The 17288-nt window shown below is 58.3% G+C and carries 12 protein-coding genes, 1 tRNA gene and 1 pseudogene; 4 read left to right on the top strand and 10 right to left on the bottom strand.

Annotated elements, in window-relative coordinates; genetic code table 11:
• The first annotated feature begins 281 nt into the window (after positions 1–281).
• Entirely contained in the window at positions 282–761 is a 480-nt protein-coding gene (locus BM43_RS40745; protein ID WP_144417693.1) for a hypothetical protein, read from the top strand.
• A 130-nt stretch (positions 762–891) separates the two neighbouring features.
• On the opposite strand, the pseudogene BM43_RS23560 reads toward BM43_RS40745, so the two are convergent.
• From BM43_RS23560 to BM43_RS23530, 8 genes and pseudogenes are all read right to left on the bottom strand, one after another.
• Positions 892–1509: pseudogene (locus BM43_RS23560) on the bottom strand (type VI immunity family protein); the annotation flags it as partial.
• A gap of 129 nt (positions 1510–1638) precedes the next feature.
• On the bottom strand, positions 1639–1803 hold the full coding sequence (locus BM43_RS41390) for a hypothetical protein (RefSeq protein WP_155296540.1): 165 nt from the start codon (positions 1801–1803) through the stop codon (positions 1639–1641).
• A 106-nt stretch (positions 1804–1909) separates the two neighbouring features.
• The gene (locus tag BM43_RS23555) at positions 1910–2212 is read right to left on the bottom strand and encodes a hypothetical protein (protein WP_144417692.1); all 303 of its coding nucleotides are present in this window, start codon (positions 2210–2212) and stop codon (positions 1910–1912) included.
• Positions 2213–2588: 376 nt separating this feature from the next.
• The gene (locus BM43_RS23550; RefSeq protein ID WP_036048790.1) at positions 2589–5687 is read right to left on the bottom strand and encodes an HsdR family type I site-specific deoxyribonuclease; all 3099 of its coding nucleotides are present in this window, start codon (positions 5685–5687) and stop codon (positions 2589–2591) included.
• A complete protein-coding gene (locus BM43_RS23545) occupies positions 5684–6901 on the bottom strand; it encodes an AAA family ATPase (protein ID WP_036048791.1) in 1218 nt (405 codons plus the stop codon). The genes BM43_RS23550 and BM43_RS23545 overlap by 4 nt, the downstream gene beginning before the upstream one ends.
• 1 nt (position 6902) lies before the next feature.
• The gene (locus BM43_RS37855; protein ID WP_036048792.1) at positions 6903–8150 is read right to left on the bottom strand and encodes a restriction endonuclease subunit S; all 1248 of its coding nucleotides are present in this window, start codon (positions 8148–8150) and stop codon (positions 6903–6905) included.
• Positions 8147–9703 carry a type I restriction-modification system subunit M gene (locus BM43_RS23535; RefSeq protein WP_036048793.1) on the bottom strand — a complete coding sequence of 519 codons (1557 nt, stop codon included), beginning with the start codon at positions 9701–9703 and terminating at the stop codon, positions 8147–8149. The genes BM43_RS37855 and BM43_RS23535 overlap by 4 nt, the downstream gene beginning before the upstream one ends.
• 535 nt (positions 9704–10238) lie before the next feature.
• Positions 10239–10314, bottom strand: a tRNA-Lys gene (locus tag BM43_RS23530).
• A 190-nt stretch (positions 10315–10504) separates the two neighbouring features.
• Between BM43_RS23530 and BM43_RS23525 the strand changes: the two genes are divergently transcribed.
• Both BM43_RS23525 and BM43_RS23520 read left to right on the top strand, forming a co-directional pair.
• Positions 10505–10909, top strand: a complete 405-nt coding sequence (locus tag BM43_RS23525) for a PaaI family thioesterase (RefSeq protein WP_013699758.1) — start codon at positions 10505–10507, stop codon at positions 10907–10909.
• A gap of 54 nt (positions 10910–10963) precedes the next feature.
• The gene (locus BM43_RS23520) at positions 10964–11842 is read left to right on the top strand and encodes a patatin-like phospholipase family protein (RefSeq protein ID WP_036048794.1); all 879 of its coding nucleotides are present in this window, start codon (positions 10964–10966) and stop codon (positions 11840–11842) included.
• A gap of 72 nt (positions 11843–11914) precedes the next feature.
• Here BM43_RS23520 and BM43_RS23515 read toward each other — a convergent pair whose 3' ends face one another.
• A complete protein-coding gene (locus tag BM43_RS23515) occupies positions 11915–12934 on the bottom strand; it encodes a D-2-hydroxyacid dehydrogenase family protein (RefSeq protein ID WP_013699756.1) in 1020 nt (339 codons plus the stop codon).
• 398 nt (positions 12935–13332) lie between these two features.
• Here BM43_RS23515 and BM43_RS23510 point away from each other — a divergent pair, with 398 nt between their 5' ends.
• Complete coding sequence (locus BM43_RS23510; protein ID WP_025097238.1) at positions 13333–14385, top strand: LysR family transcriptional regulator; 1053 nt, start codon at positions 13333–13335, stop codon at positions 14383–14385.
• Between the two features lie 124 nt (positions 14386–14509).
• Here the strand turns inward: BM43_RS23510 and BM43_RS23505 are convergent, their stop codons facing one another.
• Complete coding sequence (locus tag BM43_RS23505; RefSeq protein ID WP_036048796.1) at positions 14510–17158, bottom strand: DNA topoisomerase III; 2649 nt, start codon at positions 17156–17158, stop codon at positions 14510–14512.
• Positions 17159–17288: the final 130 nt, after the last annotated feature.

Raw genomic sequence — 17288 nt, 5'->3', positions numbered from 1 at the left:
GGATTTGCTGGCTGTTGTTTGTCGAAGGACAGACTTTGCTGAATCCATGACGGCTCGGAAGTCCATCGTGCTTTATAGTCCGCGGTGCTACCGAAACAACGGCGGCCCGAGCTTGGCGGCTCTGGTAGTGCAATACCTCACGTGGGCGTGCGCCTGACATGGCACGCCTATCGTTTCAATGTGCGGGTCTCGGCGGAAATGGTGCCGTGTCCGATCTGCCGACCCGCCACGGCGCCCGCTTTTACTCCTGTTGCGGGCGCTCTGATCGAGGGAAGCACGCAATGAGCAAACACAAGCACGCCAAGCCTGTTCATCCACGACAGCGCAATTTTCCGAACGACTACACTCGCGAAGATCTGATCGCACAACTGGTTGCGATGGGCGCTGAATGCTATCGTCAGGCCGAGCAGATTGAGGCGCTTATGCAGCGCATATATGAGCTGGAAGCGGAAGGCTCATTGCTGCGGGTGGGCGGCGAGCATGGGGCCGACGGCGGGATGGATGTGAATGGATATCGCCGCTGTGCCTCGGATTTTCTAGGTCGGCTTGATTCGATTGGGCTGGCTGAGCAAGGTGGATATTCCAGCATGGCCGGACAAGATGATGGCTTCGAATCTGAACCCGGGCGTGACTTCAGTGTGGGTCCCGACATGGAATCGGCGGGGACCTGTGTGAGTAATTCAGCGCCGGCTCCAGGGCGTCGCCCGCTAATCGCGTCAGCACCGCGACCTGTCTTTCGCGTATTTGACGTGAGCATGTGACGAGGGCCTCGAGCGCGATTCGGTGTAACGCTCTAATCGTCGGATGTTTGAATCAGCCGGCTTAGTGTTATGAATTCGCGCTTTGGTTGCACGACTCATCTCAAGACCTTTTCCATCATCAGCATCGCGATCACGATGGCGTGACGTCGTATCCGAAACGATTCGACGTCGTAGCAACTTCGGGAAGGCCCATCGCCGTGCGCAGGCGGTGCAGATTTGCGGCAACCGTCGCTTTTCCTTCCGTGACTGTTTGGCTTGCATGAAGGGCAGGCCATTGTGCTATTACCTGATCGTCTGGCAGGTCGAAGCGTTTCAACCACGCTTCGGTGGCTATCGTCGTGTTCAGCAACGGCGCGGTGCTGTCGAGCGTGCCGCGTTGGAGTATGTCCATGTCCTCGGCAATGATCGACCGTAACGCCGCGTTGAGCAGGACGTAGGCAGGCGGCGGCAGCGGTGGTTTGCCAGGGCCATCCGAAATGCCGGCTTGCGGCGCGGCGCCGGCTTGGATGATCAACCCATCGGCAGCCAGCGGCTGACGAACGAACCAATCGGGAGGCAAAGTCCATGAAGCCGGTCCTCCTGCGGCGCGCACGAGGTTCTTGTCCAAGGCGACGATCCAGTCCACGGTTTTGATCTTGCCGGCCAATCTCACCGTGCTGTAGCCCATCGGATCGCCGACGTCGATTCCTGGGCCGTATCGGCGAGCATAAGCATATTCGGTTGCCTCTTGCTCCATGGGGGGAAGGTTGGGTTTGCGTAGTCATGGGGAAACAGCCTGGAAAAAGGCGTAGAAACGCCCTGATGACCGCAAGGGGGCATCAGGGGACGTAATCGGGGAAGGGGGCCGAAATGGCCAGAAAAGAGAGGAAAGCGAGGGTCAGCGCTGGTAGCTGAAATACAGACCGAACGTGACTTCCTTCGGGAGTGCAGTCTGCTTGATGTTCTCGATCACGGAAGACGTGCCGCAGGTCGCAAGGCTGGTGCTGATCGGCTTGGGGGAAAGGGCGGGGAAGGGATGCTTGGTACTGGATGATCGGCTCATGGATACCTTGTTGATGTGATACCCCTCGTTTGGCAAGAGGGGCAAAGGCTTCGTAAAAGCCTTACAAAAAGAATGTATCCGTGAAGATCGCTTCGATACGGGATGCCTACCTCCGCTTAAAGAGCTGCGTCGATGTACGCGATTTGCTGTCGCGCGCTGCCTCATACACCTTCACGGCCATGGCGGCGAGAGTCGTCGCAGAGGCGGCGATGGCTTTACCCATGAGTCTGGAGTCTGTCCGTGTAAGCGGGTCTGGCGTGGTGAATTCGAAGCAGTCTGGATGGATCTTGAGGCCGCCGTGGCGGAACGGAACGTACCGAAATGCCCGCGTGATCTCTGATGCGTGCTCGCGCAGGTTGATCATGTTCCTTGCTTGTGCGTCTACGAGGTGGTATTGATGTGTATTCATTCGTTATCCTGAATATATAAATCATAAAAACAAGGAAGCCATGTGGGGCATGGCTTCCGGGGCGCTATTTTTATGTTTGATAACGGGCACGACGAGCGTGCCGCCTTGGCATTCGGATCCAGCGGGTGACCTTCGCAATGCATGTTGCGTTGCGAGAAGCGACTTCATTGGCACGCGCGGAACATCGGGCAAGTATCGCCCCACAACCGCCTTTCGACCCAATGCGAGGGTTATGGCCGGTTGCAGCTAGAACGGCCATTCGCGCGGCCTTCCTGCTGGTAAGTTGTCGGCCAAAGCGGCTGTTGAAAGAAGGCCCCTTTTCAGCCGCAATCTAGTCTGCCCGGTCCTTTCGATGGAACCCTTTGCCTCACTTCCTTTAAACTTGTCCACCCACGCCTTTAAATTTCTCGACAAATGCAGCGATTTTCTGGAACACGCTTTGCTTTTTTGTGAGATATTGCGGATTAAGTGGACTCATCTTAGGCAGAATGGCACTGAGTTCAGTACCATTGTCACTGGCGTATTCCCGTTTTAGCGAGTTGGTGATATAGCGCCTGGTCGCCTCGGCATTCAGGCTTTCGTCGCTGATTAGCTCTTGTGCCTCACGCTGCTGTTCCGCTTGGGCAAAGGTGAAGAAGGCGTCAATCACACTGGCCTTGTCGCCAATCTGGTCCAGATCGGTCTGATTGATGAAGTCCACCAACAGGCTCTCTTTGGCGCGGTTGCCCAGGCTGGCACGAATAACCCGGCGTACTTCATCAACCAGGTCTGATTTGCTTTTAGTTTTCTTGTTGTGCTCAAAAATCAGCTCCAGAATGTAATCCAAGTTGATTTCCTGCGACTTGAGCAGATCTACCTCAAAGACCACGTCATCCCAGTCGATGATGGATTTTTCCTTCTCGCCGGAAGCTTTTTCTCTACGCAGCCATTCGCGCACGTCGTTATAGGTCGAACGGTAATCCTGGATTGTCCGCTCAGCGGGGAGAGTGATGGCTTGCAGTGCGGCCAGATCGTCATCGCTCAAATAGTGCTTGGTCTTGAAGGCCTCAACCGCCGCAGGGTCGTCCAAATCGACACCTTGCAAGGCCTTCAGGCTGGCGAACTCGTCATAGTTCTGCAGCACGTTCTCCACGCGCAAATACTCGCCAAACAGCTTGGCGAAAGCCTTTTTGTCAGCTTCCTTTTCAATGGCGGCAGGGTCGGGAAAGCGTGCTTCCAGCTCCTTCACCACGTCTACAAAGCCACGCCGCGCTTCACCAGTGGCCGCATCGGTGTAGCCCTCCATGTATTCCTTGTAGCTCTTCTCCAGCACCACGTTCTTGGTGTTCTTGTCGCCAAACAGGGTGATGGCGTCGATGGTCGCCTGCTCCAGATCCCGGAAGGTGACGATGTTGCCGAAGGTTTTGGTGGCGTCAAAAATGCGGTTGGTGCGCGAGTAGGCCTGCATCAGACCGTGGTAGCGCAGGTTTTTGTCGACAAACAAGGTGTTCAGCGTGGGGGCATCAAAGCCTGTCAGAAACATGCCGACCACAATCAGCAAATCGATTTCCTTAGCTTTGACTTGCTTGGCCAGATCACGGTAATAGTTCTGGAAGCCATTGCTGTCCACGCTGAAGTTGGTTTTGAACAGCGCGTTGTAGTCCGCGATGGCCGCACTCAAGAACTCCTTGGCACTGCTGTTCATGGCGGAGACATCGAAGCTTTCGTCTTGAATATCGCCTACGGCGTCCTGCTCCTCATTGGCCGCAAACGAGAAGATGGTAGCGACTTTCAGCGGTTTGTCGCTACTCTTCTGTAGTTCCCTGAAACACTCGTAGTACAGCTTGGCAGCGTCCACGCTGCTTACCGCGAACATGGCAATAAAACCTTTATTTCCCGCTTGCAGGCGGTGAGTTTTCTGCCGGAAGTTGTTCAGAATGTACTGGGTGATCTCGCGAATTCGGTCAGGGTGCAACAAGGCCTGTTTGTTTTCTGCGGCGCTAAGCTTTCTCTCGTCTTTTTCGGTTTCGATGGCTTTGAACTGAGGGCGGACATCGTTGTAATCCACCTTGAACTTCAGCACCTTCTCGTCACGAATCGCATCGGTGATCACATACGAATGCAGTTCACGGCCAAACACGCTAGCCGTGGTTTCGGCGCCCAGCGCGTTCTCGGGAAAGATCGGCGTGCCGGTAAAGCCAAACTGATAGAACTTCTTGAACTTCTTCTTCAGGTTCTTCTGTGCTTCACCAAACTGGCTGCGATGACACTCGTCAAAAATGAAGACCACCTGCTTGCCGTAGATGGACAAGTCGGTTTCGCTCTTCATCAGGTTGTTGAGCTTCTGGATGGTGGTGACGACGATCTTGTTGTCGTCCTTGTCCAGGTTACGCTTCAGGCCAGCAGTGCTGTCCGACCCATTCACACTGTCCGGTGAAAAGCGCTGGTATTCCTTCATGGTCTGGTAGTCCAGATCCTTGCGGTCTACCACGAAGAACACCTTGTCGACGAAGTCCAACTCAGTGGCGAGACGCGCCGTCTTGAAACTGGTCAGGGTCTTGCCCGAGCCGGTGGTGTGCCAGATGAAGCCACCGCTTTCCGTACTGCTCCAGTTCTTTGCCTGATACGCGCTATTAATCTTCCACAGAATGCGCTCCGTGGCGGCAATCTGGTACGGGCGCATCACCAGCAACGTGTTGCTGACATCGAATACCGAATGATGCAGCAGCACATTGAGCAGGGTGTGCTTCTGGAAGAAGGTGGCAGTAAAGTCTTTCAGGTCTTTGATCAGACTGTTATCCGCCTTCGCCCAATTCATGGTGAAGTCGAAGCTGTTCTTGTTGCGCTGCGTGGTGTTGGCAAAGTAACGGCTATCGGTGCCGTTGGAAATCACGAACAGCTGCAGATACTTGAATAAGGAATGCTCACTATTGAAGCTTTCCTTGCTGTAGCGATGCACCTGGTTAAAAGCTTCACGAATCGCCACGCCGCGCTTTTTCAGCTCCACTTGCACCAGTGGCAAGCCATTGACCAGAATCGTCACGTCATAGCGATTGGCGTGCGTGCCGGTCTGCTCAAACTGCTTGATCACCTGCACTTTGTTGCGGGCGATGTTTTTCTTGTCCAGCAGGTAGATGTTCTGGATGCGGCCATCGTTAAAGACAAAATCGTGAATGTAATCATCGTGAATCTTGCGGGTTTTCTCGACGATGCCATCACTGGGCTTGTCCAGCCAGGTCTCGACAAAGCGCAGCCACTCGCCATCCGCAAACAGCACGTTGTTGAGCGTTTGCAGCTGCACGCGCACGTTGGCTAGCAAGGCATCCGGCGCGTTCAGGCCGGGCAGGTATTCATAGCCCTGATTGACCAGATCCTGAATGAACTCGCGCTCCAGATCACCTTCGCTCTGGTAGCTTTCTGCGACCGTCCATTCCTGGCTATATTTATCCAGAACGATAAAATTTTTCGATTCGGCGATGGGGTGGTATTCGATCATGTGGTTTTTTCCTGCCAAAATTGATGGCGCTCGACAACGTGCTTGACCAATTTTTCCAGAACCTGCTTCTCTTCTGGCTTCAGTGGTGACACTTCTTCGGCAGCGTGCTTCGAATGACTTGAGAAGTTCACAATTCGCTTTGCATACGGATTAGGTAAGCCATCGTCTGTTTCCGGCAGAAGGTGTTCCCACCTTTTATACCCAAGAAATGTTGCCGTCTTTTCGAGAACATTCCGGAGCAGGTTGAAGTGATATTTTTCGATCTGCCCACTTTTTATGGCTTCGTCAAGCTGCGATATCAGGTGCAGGTGATATGCAAAAGGAGAATCGTTTGGCTGCTCTGATAGATGAAGACTGCCATCACCATTTTTCTCCAATCGTGACTTGCTGAACCATTTTGATTTCCAGCTGTAGCGCTCGGTTTTTTCATCGCTACCAAACTCGTTGCAAAGCACATTGAAGAAAAGTGGGTTGTGCGTCGTGATAATAAACTTGACACTAGAGTCGTTTGATTTGGCCAGTTGCGCCAAGTCCACGGCCAATTGAATCAGGTGATTGTCATCCAGAGAGCTAACCGGATCATCAATGAACACATATTCCAGCTGGTTGAATTGATCGGTTTCTCGATCACCAGGCTCTGCAACATTGAGAACGCCGATCACTTGTTCAAGCAGCGCGTAAAAAATGCTCCAGATAAAATTGCTTTCTTCGCCCTTGGAGATTTTCAGGCTTCCCGAATGCGTTGTATCGCCACGCTCCATCGTGAAGGTAACTTCCGAGAAGGCTTTGATGGTGATCTGTTTATCGCCTTCGCCTTTTTCTGTACGCCCGGCATTAAAGTGTGGCGTCAGCTTATCGTTGGTGTAACGCTGAAAGGTCGTGATGATGTTCTGGTCCTGGCCCTGATCCTTCAGCACCCAATCTGTAAAGGTATTGGGCTGAATTTTCAGCTTGGGCTCAGCGTCACCCGCCAAGTCGTTGTCCCAATAGAACAAGTCTTCGGTGAAGGCGTTGTAATACAGGATTTTGTTGCGCGACAACCCAGGTTGCCCCGCCTCAGCGTCGCCTTCAATGCCATCAGCTTTGGGAGCGATTAGCTGCTTGAACTCCCGCGACAGACGCGTTTTGCCCGTGCCATTAAAAGCGTAGAGCAGCTGCACCTTCTTGTTGGTGTCTTTCAGCTGCTGGGCGATTTCCGTTAGCGTCTTGCTCATGTCAGGCTGCTACCTCTTCCGGTTTTGGAAAGCTGAACAGCAGATCACGGTAATACTCGTATTGCTTTCGGCGAAGCTCAATTTCGCGGGGCAAGCCTTCGGTGATAGAGTTGGTTAGGGCGTCGAATTTGTCCAGGATTGCCACTACGCGCGCCTGCTCCACCAACGACCTCTCGGGATCATTTGGGTATGGAACAGGAATTCTAGTTTTTCTAATATTGTCGTTATATAGTCTATCTATCGTCCCACCCTCTGAAACAAACCATTTTACAATCTTGTAGTAGTGCCATAGATACCTGTTGGTGACGATGCTTTCATCGTTATCCAACCAAACAATATTACTATCCTGAAAATATGCGGGCTCACCGTCATAGACCACGGCACGCCCAATGGTTCCTGATGCAGAAATTAGGACGTCACCTTTTTTAGGGAAGGAATATCTGCTTTTATAAGACTCATAAATCCCCCGGGAAATAAACGCATCGGCTTGTTTTCCAAATGTACCAATCTTATAGAAAGGCACATCGCCTTCTGATTGGGTTTCATTTTTTAGAATGCGCTTACACATCTTCACATCGCCAATATCCCCCAACGTCTTCCATTCCACTGCCCCTTCTTCAAAACTCAACAACTGATCGCGGTAGTGGTTGTATTGTTTTTTACGGACAGTCAGCTCGGCAGTCAGCTCGGCAGTCAGCTCGGTAAATGCGTCCAGAATGCGGACAATTTCGGCTTGGATTTTTAATGACTCTTCCCGGCTTTCCTGGCGGGGAATGGGTATTTTGAATTCCCTTACCTTTGCATCAGAAATTGCAGGGTACGCCGAGCCACTTTGATTCTCCTCGACGTATATTTTGAATTCCGTCGAGGCGATCCAATACAAAATCCATTTTGGCAAGACGTCGGTTTTCTTGGCGCGCAAAACACAGTAGCCGGTACTGGCGACTTCGCCGTCGTACTTTTCATCGATCAAGCAATATCTCTGTTGAGCTGGACGAGTTGTTGCAAAAATCACATCGTCCTTTTCAACAAGCTTCTGAGCTCTGCTTGGCGCATTATTTGATGCTATCTCTGGTGTTTCAGTTATTGCTTTTGTTTCAATGCTTACAGAGGTCAAGTCGATATAACGATAGGTGCGGTTTGCATCTCGCCACTTAATATTGCTTGTGGGTAACGTCACCTCCCCCAGCGCCTTCCATTCCACCGCAGCGCCGTCCAGCAGCTTTTCCAAAAAGTTCATGCTGCTCATGCCTCCAGCTCCTCGCCTTCAATCTCCGCGACGATGGCATCAATCTCCGACCGCAGTTTGTCGATCCTGGCGACGGTTGTTTTCAGCTCGGCATTGAGCTGGGCGATGTCGACGACTTCGCGGTTGTCCTTGGCTTCGATGTAACTGCTGACCGACAGGTTGTAATCGTTGGCGGCGATCGCATCAAAGCTCACTGATTTGGCGAAGTGATCAACATCCTTCTTGCTATCGAACGCCTGCATGATCTGTTCGATGTGCTTACCCGTGAGCACGTTGTTATTGGTTTCTTTTTTGAACAGGCCGCTCGCATCAATGAACTGGGTGGTGGTATCGGTTTTGTGTTTGGACAGCACCAGAATGTTGACGGCGATGGTGGTGCCAAAAAACAGGTTGGGCGCGAGCGAGATCACTGTTTCGACATAGTTGTTATCCACCAGATACTTGCGGATTTTCTGCTCGGCACCGCCGCGATAAAAAATACCAGGGAAGCAGACAATGGCGGCGCGGCCCTTGCCGGAAAGGTAGCTGAGTGCATGCAACACAAACGCAAAGTCGGCCTTGGATTTGGGCGCGAGCACGCCGGCCGGGGCAAAGCGTTCATCGTTGATCAGCGTGGGGTCGTCAGAGCCGATCCACTTCACAGAATACGGCGGGTTGGAGACGATGGCATCAAAGGGTTTGTCGTCGCCAAAGTGCGGGTCGATCAGGGTGTTGCCCAGCTGGACGTTAAACTTGTCGTAGTTGATGTTGTGCAAGAACATGTTCATCCGCGCCAGGTTGTAGGTGGTGTGGTTGATCTCTTGCCCAAAGAAACCTTCTTCAATGACGTGCGCATCGAAGTGCTTCTTGGCTTGTAACAGCAGCGACCCGGAGCCGCAGGCTGGGTCGTAAATTTTGTTAACGCTGGTTTGCTTGTGCATGGCCAGCTGTGCAATCAGCTTGGACACATGCTGCGGTGTGAAGAACTCGCCGCCGGATTTACCGGCGTTTGCGGCGTAGTTAGAAATAAGAAACTCATAGGCATCGCCGAACAGGTCAATATGAGCGCTGTCAAAATGACCGAAATCTAGCCCGGCTACGCCTTTGAGCACTGCCGCCAGACGAGCGTTTTTGTCTTTGACCGTATTGCCGAGGCGGTTGCTGGTGGTGTCGAAGTCGGCAAACAGGCCTTTGATGTCGTGCTCGGATGGATAGCCGTTAGCGGAGGCTTCAATCGCGGCAAAGATTGCAGCTAGGTCGGTATTCAGGCTCTCGTTGGTATTGGCGCTGGCAGCTACTGTGGCAAACAGCTGGCTGGGGTAGATGAAATAGCCCTTGGTTTTGATGGCATCATCTTTGATGTCCGGGGTGATGACACTATCGGGCAGCTCGGCATAGTGAACACTGTCATCGCCACCTTCGATATAGCTGGCAAAGTTCTCACTGATAAAGCGATAGAACAGGGTGCCCAAGACATACTGTTTGAAATCCCAGCCATCGACTGCGCCTCGAACATCGTTGGCGATTTGCCAGATTTGGCGTTGCAGTGCTGCGCGTTGTTGGGTACTGGTCATTGTTGTTCCTGTTCCGATACGGGTTTCGCGGTCATCTCGTTGCAGCCGGAAGTGAGCTCAATCGGGTGAGTGTGCGTGGCTGTACGGTCATGGCGCACCGAGTGCAGAATTCTACGTCCCCCCGCCATCAAACGTAGAAGCCGAGCAGGCGTCGTTGAGCAAGAAAGCATTAAATAATGACGCCATATCGCGTCGTGGCGTCACGGGATCATCACGGATTCGATCCTGCCTGATGCCGAGAAACGAACGGACTGGCTATCGTGCGCATGGCTGGGTATGTTGCCTTCCCAGGGCGTGTCGGCGTAAGGGCTGACCCAGGCCTTGTGCGTATGAATGCTGGTGCTGGCGTTCTGCGACGAGGTGGGCGCGTTGGGCGGAGCGGGCAGGCGGAAATGTTGCGCGCGGCGGATGGTGCCGGGGTCGACGGGTGTGTGCCGACGCGAGGGTGATGACAGTTGACCGGAAATACTCCGGAAGGCGGCGGGAAGAAAGCAAAAAGCCCGGCTAGCTTTCGCTAACCGGGCTTCAAAATGCTTGGTGGGGCGTGAGTGACTCGAACACTCGACCTACGGATTAAGAGTCCGCTGCTCTACCAACTGAGCTAACGCCCCCAACAGAAAAAAGATTATGCACGAGCTTCCGCCTCGTGTCTAGTCCTTTCTCGCTTTTTTCTCCAAAAAGTTCTCCACCCCATCCCGAGGCCTTCCTCGGCGCACGAAACGTCGAGCCCCCGACGCTCCCGGTATCATGACGCCCACATCCGCCGCGCGGCATTCGCGCGGCCCTGCCGAGGATTCCACGATGGACGAGAACGCGGTTCGCGAGCTGCTCGATCGACTGCTCGCGCCTTGGGTGCGCTCGCTAGGGCTGGTGCCGGTGGCCGTATCGGACGAGGCGGTGACGCTGCGCCTGCCGTTCTCGGGCGAGCTGCGGCATTCGGGAGGTGTGATCTGCGGCCAGGTGTTCATGGCCGCGGCCGACACGGCGATGCTCGCCGCGATCTCGGTGAAGCTCGGCGAATTCCGGCCGATGACCACCGTCGCGCTGAACACCAGCTTCATGCGCGCGGTCCGCTGCGGCGACCTGCTGGTCACGGCGCGCGTGCTGCGCATGGGCCGCAACCTCGTGTTCGGCGAGATCGAGGTGCTCGACGACGAAGGGCGGATGGCGGTGCATGCCACCTCCACCTACGCGCTCGTCAACTGAGCCGCGGCAACGGCAATCCAGCCAGACAAACAAAGAGAGAAAGAGAGTCAGTCCATGTTCGACCAGGTCGTATTCGCCGGCGGCGGCAACCGCTGCTGGTGGCAGGCGGGTTTCTGGGACGTCGCGCAACCGGCGCTCGGCATCCGTCCGCGCGTGATCGCCGGCATCTCGGCCGGCGCGGCCACGGCCTGCATGCTCTATACGAGCGATTCGCAATGGGTGATGCGCTATTACCTGGACGCCCTGCGCGGCAACACCAGGAACGCCTACTGGGGCAACCTGCTGCGCGGCAAGCCGGTGTTCCCGCATTACCGGATCTACCGGCAGGCGCTGGTCGATATCTACGGCGAGCGCTTCACCCAGCTGGCCGGCGCGCCGGAAATCCGCATCGGCGTGTCGCACGTGCCGCGCTGGCTCGGCGCGCGCAGCGCGGTGGCGGCGGGCCTGATCGCCTACAACATCGAGAAATACATCCGCAAGACGCTGCATCCCACGCTCGGCCAGTCGCTCGGCTTTCGCCCGGAGTTCGTGCGCGCCCAGGATTGCGCCCATGTCGACGAGCTGGCCGACCTGATCCTGCAGTCCTCGTGCACGCCGCCGTTCACGCCTGTGCTGCGTCGCGCGGGGCGGCCGGTGCTGGATGGCGGGATGGTCGACAACGTGCCGGTCGGCGCGCTCGACGCCACGCCGGGCAGGGTGCTGGTGATGGTGACGCGGCGCTATCCGCGTCCGCAGCGCTTCACGGTCGCGCACGGCGAGCAGACGCGTCTCTACGTGCAGCCCTCGGCCAAGGTGCCGATCTCGAGCTGGGACTACACGAGCCCCGGCCAGATGCAGCACGCCTACGATCTCGGCCGCCGCGACGGCGAGGAATTCGTGGCCGCGATGGGAACGGAAGCTGCGCGGGCGCGGCGCGAAAGCGTCGCGTTCTGAGGCTTCGGTAGACAGAAAGATAGAGACGGGCGGCGGCGCGCAAGGCGCCGCCATGCCTTTGCCCGGCGCCGCTCAGGCGCGCCGGCTGCGCCCGCCGACCAGCGCGTCGGGGTTCGCCACGCTCGACATGTCGCCCGAATCGAAGGCGAGGATATTGCGGAACGCGGCGCCGAAATACAGCTCGTAGCTCTCGCGCTCCACATAGCCGATATGCGGCGTGCAGATCACGTTTTCCATGCGCAGCAGGCTGTAGCCCTGCAGGATCGGCTCGCTTTCGAACACGTCGATGGCGACCATGCCCGGCCGGTTGTAGGCGAGCGCATTGACCAGCGCGCTGTCCTCTAGCAGTTCGGCGCGGCTGGTGTTCACCAGCAGCGAGGTCGGCTTCATGCGCATCAGGTCGTCCTGCTTGACGATGCCGCGTGTCTCGTCGTTCAGGCGCAGATGCAGGGTGAGGATATCGGCTTCCTCGAAGAAGGCTTCGCGACTGGCCGCCGTGTCGTGGCCGTCGGCGCGCGCGCGCTCGATCGAATGCTCGCGGCCCCACACCAGCACCTTCATGCCGAAGGCCTTGCCGTAGCCGGCCACCATCTGGCCGATCTTGCCGTAGCCCCAGATGCCGAGCGTCTGGCCGCGCAGCACCTGGCCGAGGCCGAAGTTGGGCGGCATCGCCGAGGTCTTCAGGCCCGATTGTTGCCAGGCGCCCTGCTTGAGGTTGGCGACATACTGCGGGATGCGGCGCTGGGCGGCCATGATCAGCGCCCAGGTCAGCTCGGCCGGCGCCACCGGCGAGCCGGTGCCCTCCAGCACGGCGATGCCGCGCTCGGTACAGGCGGCCATGTCGATATGGCTGGAGGCCTTGCCGGTCTGGCTGATCATGCGCAGATGCGGAAGTTTTGCCAGCAGTTGCGAGGTGATATGCGTGCGTTCGCGAATCAGGACCAGGGCCTCGACTTCGGCGAGGCGGCTCGCGAGCTGGCCGAGCCCGCGCACGGTATTGTTGAAGACCTTAACCTCGTGGTCGGCGAGCAACTCGAAACAGGTGAGCTTGCGGACGGCGTCCTGATAGTCGTCGAGGATGGCTATTTTCATGAAGGGTTCGGAAGCGGCACGAAAAACGGAAAGCACCGGGCGGCAAGGCGCGCCGGCGGCCCGCACGGCGGGGCCGCCATGATCTTATGACGGCGGCGGCGCGGGTGTATCGCTTTTTAACAGCTTGTTACGGGCGCCGCGGCGCCATCTTGTCGATCGCTGATCGTACGCAATGCCGGCCACCGTTGAGCTGGCGTAGAGAATGGGCGTATTCGGAGCCTATTGTTTCTGTGATCAGAATAATTAGATGAATCCTGGCTCAAGCCCGGGCTGGGGCGAACATTTTTTGTGTATTTCCCACACTCTGACGGCAACTCTGCACCAAATCCGCTGTCGTAGGAGAATTACGCATTTGCTACACAATTTTGAAGCTGTAATGCACAGCGGCAGGAGTGGTTATGGATCATTTGCAGTCGATGCGAGTGTTCGTCAAGGTGGCGGATCTGGGCAGCTTCGCGCGAGCGGCCAGTGCGATGGATATCTCGAACGCCGTGGCCACGCGCCATGTCGCGGACCTCGAAGGTCGGCTCGGCACGCGCCTGCTGAACCGGACCACGCGCAGCCTTTCCCTGACCGAATCCGGTCAGGTCTATCTGGAACGTGCCCGCCAGATCCTCGACGAGCTCGAGGACGTCGAGCAGATGGTGGTGGCGCGCAATCATGAGCCGGTCGGCACGTTGCGCATCGTCGCGCCGGTCGTGTTCGGCCTGCACAACCTCGCGCCGGTGCTGCAGACCTACACCCAGCGCTATCCCAAGGTGATTCCCGACCTGACCCTCGTTGACCGCCAGGTCGACCTGGTCGAGGAAGGCTTCGACGTCGGTGTGGTGATCGCGCGGCAGATGCGCAGCGCCAGCATCGTCACGCGCCGCCTGACCACCGGCTGCATGACGGTCTGCGCGACGCCCGCCTACCTGGAGCAGCATGGCGTGCCGACCCATCCCGAGCATTTGATGGAGCACCCCTCGCTGAGCCTGCCCTCCGAATACTGGGGCGACGAGCGTGTGTTCACGGGGCCGGACGGCGAAGTGCGGGTGCGGCCGACCAATGTGATCGTCGCCAACAATACCGAGATGCTGCGCCAGTTCGCGCTGCTCGGCATGGGCATCGCGATGCTGCCGAGCTACCTGATCGGCGGCGACACGGCGCGCGGCAAGCTGGTGCGCCTGCTGCCCGACTACCGCCTGCCGCAAGTCGAGATCAACGTTGCGTACCCGAGCCGTCGCCACCTGCCGGCCAAGGTCCGCACCTTCATCGATCACCTGGTCGAGCACTTCAGCCATTCGCCGGAAACGGCGCTCGGCGAGCAGTGGGCCGGCAGCGGCCTGCAGCCGCCGTCGCAGTCGGACTTGGCCGCCGCGCCGCAAGGCAGCTCGCGCCCGGCCGGCCCGTCGATGCCGGCGCCGCTGCCGAAGAATCGCCAGCGCGTGACCGCGCCGACGCCGCTCTAAGCCGTAGGCGCCGAACACAAAAAAGCGCGCTGTCCGTGAGGACAGCGCGCTTTTTGCGTCTTGCGGATCGCTTCGCCCGGGACGGCGCGGGGCAGCCCACGAAGGGCCGCCCCGCGCTACCTCGTCACGAACCGGTCTTGCGAGCCGGTGCCTTCTTGGCCGCACCCGTTTTCTTGGCGGCCGGCGCCTTCTTCGCGGCGGCCGTCTTCTTGGCCGGCACCGCGGCTTCGGCCGCATCCGAACCGGCGCCGTCCTCGTTGGCGGCCGCGGCGGTCTTCTTCGCCGCGGTCTTCTTGGCGGCGGCGCCCGGCTTCGGCTCCTTCTTCTCGAACTCGAAGCCGATCTTGCCGTCGGGCTGCTTGACCAGGAAGGCCTTGAAGTTGCGGCCGGTGCGCGAGGACTTGAAGTTCGGCAGCAGGTCGGTGCGGCCGTCCGACAGCAGCTTGGCCATCTGCTCGCGAGCGATCTCCTGCTGCAGGATCACCTTGCCGGAGCGGAAGTCGCAGGTCTTCGGGTTGGCCACCGAGTTCTCGCAGACATAGCTCATGCCGTGCTCGAACACGCGAGCGCCGCACTTCGGGCAGGCGCCCACCGGCTCCTGCGCGGAGAAGTCGGGCGCCTCGCCATCCTCGCCGCCCTGGTCCTGGCCGAAATCGAACTCGAGCTTGTAGTTCTTGGTCTCGTCGTCGAAGGACAGCTTGAGGATCGCCGAGAACGGCCGGCCCATCTTGCTGCGGAAGCCCGACAGCGGGCCGATTTCCTTCTTTTGCAGCAGTTCCTCGACCTCGGGGATCTCGAACTGGCGGCTGCCCGGGATCTTGGAGATCGAGAACTCGCACTTGGTGCAGGCGAAGCGCCGGTAGTTCTCCTTCACCTGGCCGCCGCAATTCGGGCACGGCGTCTGGAGCGTCGCGTAGTCGCCCGGGATCGTGTCCGAATCGTATTCCTTGGCGCGTTTGACGATGGTCTGCGTCATCCGCGCGATTTCCTGCATGAAGGTATCGCGAGGCAGGTTGCCGCGTTCCATCTGCGAGAGCTTGTATTCCCATTCGCCGGTCAGCTCGGGCGCGGTCAGCTCCTTCACGCCGAGGCCGCGCAGCAGGGTGGTGAGCTGGAACGCCTTGGCGGTCGGGATCAGCTCGCGGCCTTCGCGGATCAGGTATTTCTCGCCGAGCAGGCCTTCGATGATGGCCGCGCGCGTGGCCGGCGTGCCGAGCCCCTTGGCGGCCATCGCCTCGCGCAGCTCGTCGTCCTCGACCAGCTTGCCGGCGCCTTCCATCGCCGAGAGCAGGGTGGCTTCCGAATAGCGCGCGGGCGGCTTGGTCACCAGCTGGTGCGCGGCGACCTTGTCGGTCTTGACCTTCTCGTCCTTCTGCACCGGCACCAGGTTGGCGTCGGCGCCCTCGGCGTCGCGGCCATAGACCTGCAGCCAGCCCGGCTCGACCAGCACCTTGCCCTCGGTCTTGAAGTGATGGCCGGCCACCTCGGTGATGCGGGTGGTGACCTTGTACTCGGCCGCCGGGAAGAACACCGCCAGGAAGCGCTTGACCACCAGGTCGTAGAGCTTCTGCTCCGGCTCGGACAGGGCCTTGGGCGCCTGCAGGGTCGGGATGATGGCGAAGTGGTCGCTGATCTTGGCGTTGTCGAAGATCCGCTTGTTCGGCTTGACCCAGCCCTTGTCGAGCACCTGCTTGGCGTGCGGCAGGTAGTTGTTGCTCTCCTTGAGCATCTCCAGGGTCTGCTTGACGGTGCCGAGGTAGTCCTCGGGCAGCGCGCGCGCGTCGGTACGCGGGTAGGTCAGCACCTTGTGCTTTTCATACAGCGCCTGGGCCAGGCCCAGCGTGTTCTTGGCGGAGAAGCCGAAACGGCTGTTCGCCTCGCGCTGCAGGCTGGTCAGGTCGTAGAGCAGCGGCGAGAGCTGGGTCGAGGGCTTGGATTCCTCGCTGACCACGCCGATCTGGCCGCGGCAGGCCGCCACGATGGTTTCGGCCGCCGGCAGCGCCCACAGGCGCGAATCGCGCTTCTCGGGATCGTGCTCGTCGCGCTTGAATTTCGGGTCGTACCAGCGGCCTTCGTAGAAGCCGCCGGCGCAGACGAACTCGGCGCGCACTTCCCAGTAGTCGCGCGGCACGAAGCGCCGGATCTTCTCCTCGCGCTCCACCACGATCGATAGCGTCGGCGTCTGCACGCGCCCGACGGTGGTCAGGAAGAAGCCCCCGCCCTTGCTGTTGAAGGCGGTCATCGCGCGCGTGCCGTTGATGCCGACCAGCCAGTCGGCTTCCGAGCGGCAGCGGGCGGCGTCGGCCAGCGGCTGCATGTCGGCGTCGCTGCGCAGCTTGGCGAAACCGTCGCGGATCGCGGCCGGCGTCATCGACTGGAGCCAGAGGCGCTGGACCGGCTGCTTGGCCTTCGCATGCTGCGCGATCAGGCGGAAGATCAGCTCGCCCTCGCGTCCCGCGTCACAGGCGTTGATGAGGCGGTCGATGTCCTTGCGCTTGATCAGCTTGGTCAGCACCTTGAGCCGCGATTCGCTTTTTGCGATCGGGTTGAGGTCGAAATGCGGGGGGATGACGGGCAGATGCGCGAAACTCCATTTGCCGCGCTTGACCTCGTATTCCTCGGGCGCGGCGATTTCGAGCAGGTGGCCGACCGCGGACGACAGGACGAAGTCGTCGCTTTCGAAGTATTCGTCATGCTTGGTAAAGCCGCCCAGGGCGCGCGCGATATCGTTCGCGACAGAAGGCTTTTCCGCAATGATCAGTGCTTTGGACATGACTCGAGTGGGTTGGATAGACCGGATGGCCGTCTGACGGCCCTTTTACGTCGGCTTTATAGCACACGGCGCCGGGTCGTCACCCGGCTCGTGTAAAAAGCGGCCCATCATAAGTGGGGGCCGAAGCGTC

This window comes from Burkholderia gladioli, assembly GCF_000959725.1.
In the GTDB taxonomy this organism is placed as follows: Bacteria; Pseudomonadota; Gammaproteobacteria; order Burkholderiales; family Burkholderiaceae; genus Burkholderia; species Burkholderia gladioli.
Note: the sequence above shows the minus strand (reverse complement) of the source record. Positions and strands in the feature narration are given on the sequence as shown.

Bases quoted from the DNA above. Each gene is read 5' to 3' on its own strand.
- BM43_RS40745 (WP_144417693.1), top strand. From the start codon at position 282: ATGAGCAAACACAAGCACGCCAAGCCTGTTCATCCACGACAGCGCAAT.
- BM43_RS41390 (WP_155296540.1), bottom strand. From the start codon at position 1,803: ATGAGCCGATCATCCAGTACCAAGCATCCCTTCCCCGCCCTTTCCCCC.
- BM43_RS23555 (WP_144417692.1), bottom strand. From the start codon at position 2,212: ATGAATACACATCAATACCACCTCGTAGACGCACAAGCAAGGAACATG.
- BM43_RS23550 (WP_036048790.1), bottom strand. From the start codon at position 5,687: ATGATCGAATACCACCCCATCGCCGAATCGAAAAATTTTATCGTTCTG.
- BM43_RS23545 (WP_036048791.1), bottom strand. From the start codon at position 6,901: ATGAGCAAGACGCTAACGGAAATCGCCCAGCAGCTGAAAGACACCAAC.
- BM43_RS37855 (WP_036048792.1), bottom strand. From the start codon at position 8,150: ATGAGCAGCATGAACTTTTTGGAAAAGCTGCTGGACGGCGCTGCGGTG.
- BM43_RS23535 (WP_036048793.1), bottom strand. From the start codon at position 9,703: ATGACCAGTACCCAACAACGCGCAGCACTGCAACGCCAAATCTGGCAA.
- BM43_RS23525 (WP_013699758.1), top strand. From the start codon at position 10,505: ATGGACGAGAACGCGGTTCGCGAGCTGCTCGATCGACTGCTCGCGCCT.
- BM43_RS23520 (WP_036048794.1), top strand. From the start codon at position 10,964: ATGTTCGACCAGGTCGTATTCGCCGGCGGCGGCAACCGCTGCTGGTGG.
- BM43_RS23515 (WP_013699756.1), bottom strand. From the start codon at position 12,934: ATGAAAATAGCCATCCTCGACGACTATCAGGACGCCGTCCGCAAGCTC.
- BM43_RS23510 (WP_025097238.1), top strand. From the start codon at position 13,333: ATGGATCATTTGCAGTCGATGCGAGTGTTCGTCAAGGTGGCGGATCTG.
- BM43_RS23505 (WP_036048796.1), bottom strand. From the start codon at position 17,158: ATGTCCAAAGCACTGATCATTGCGGAAAAGCCTTCTGTCGCGAACGAT.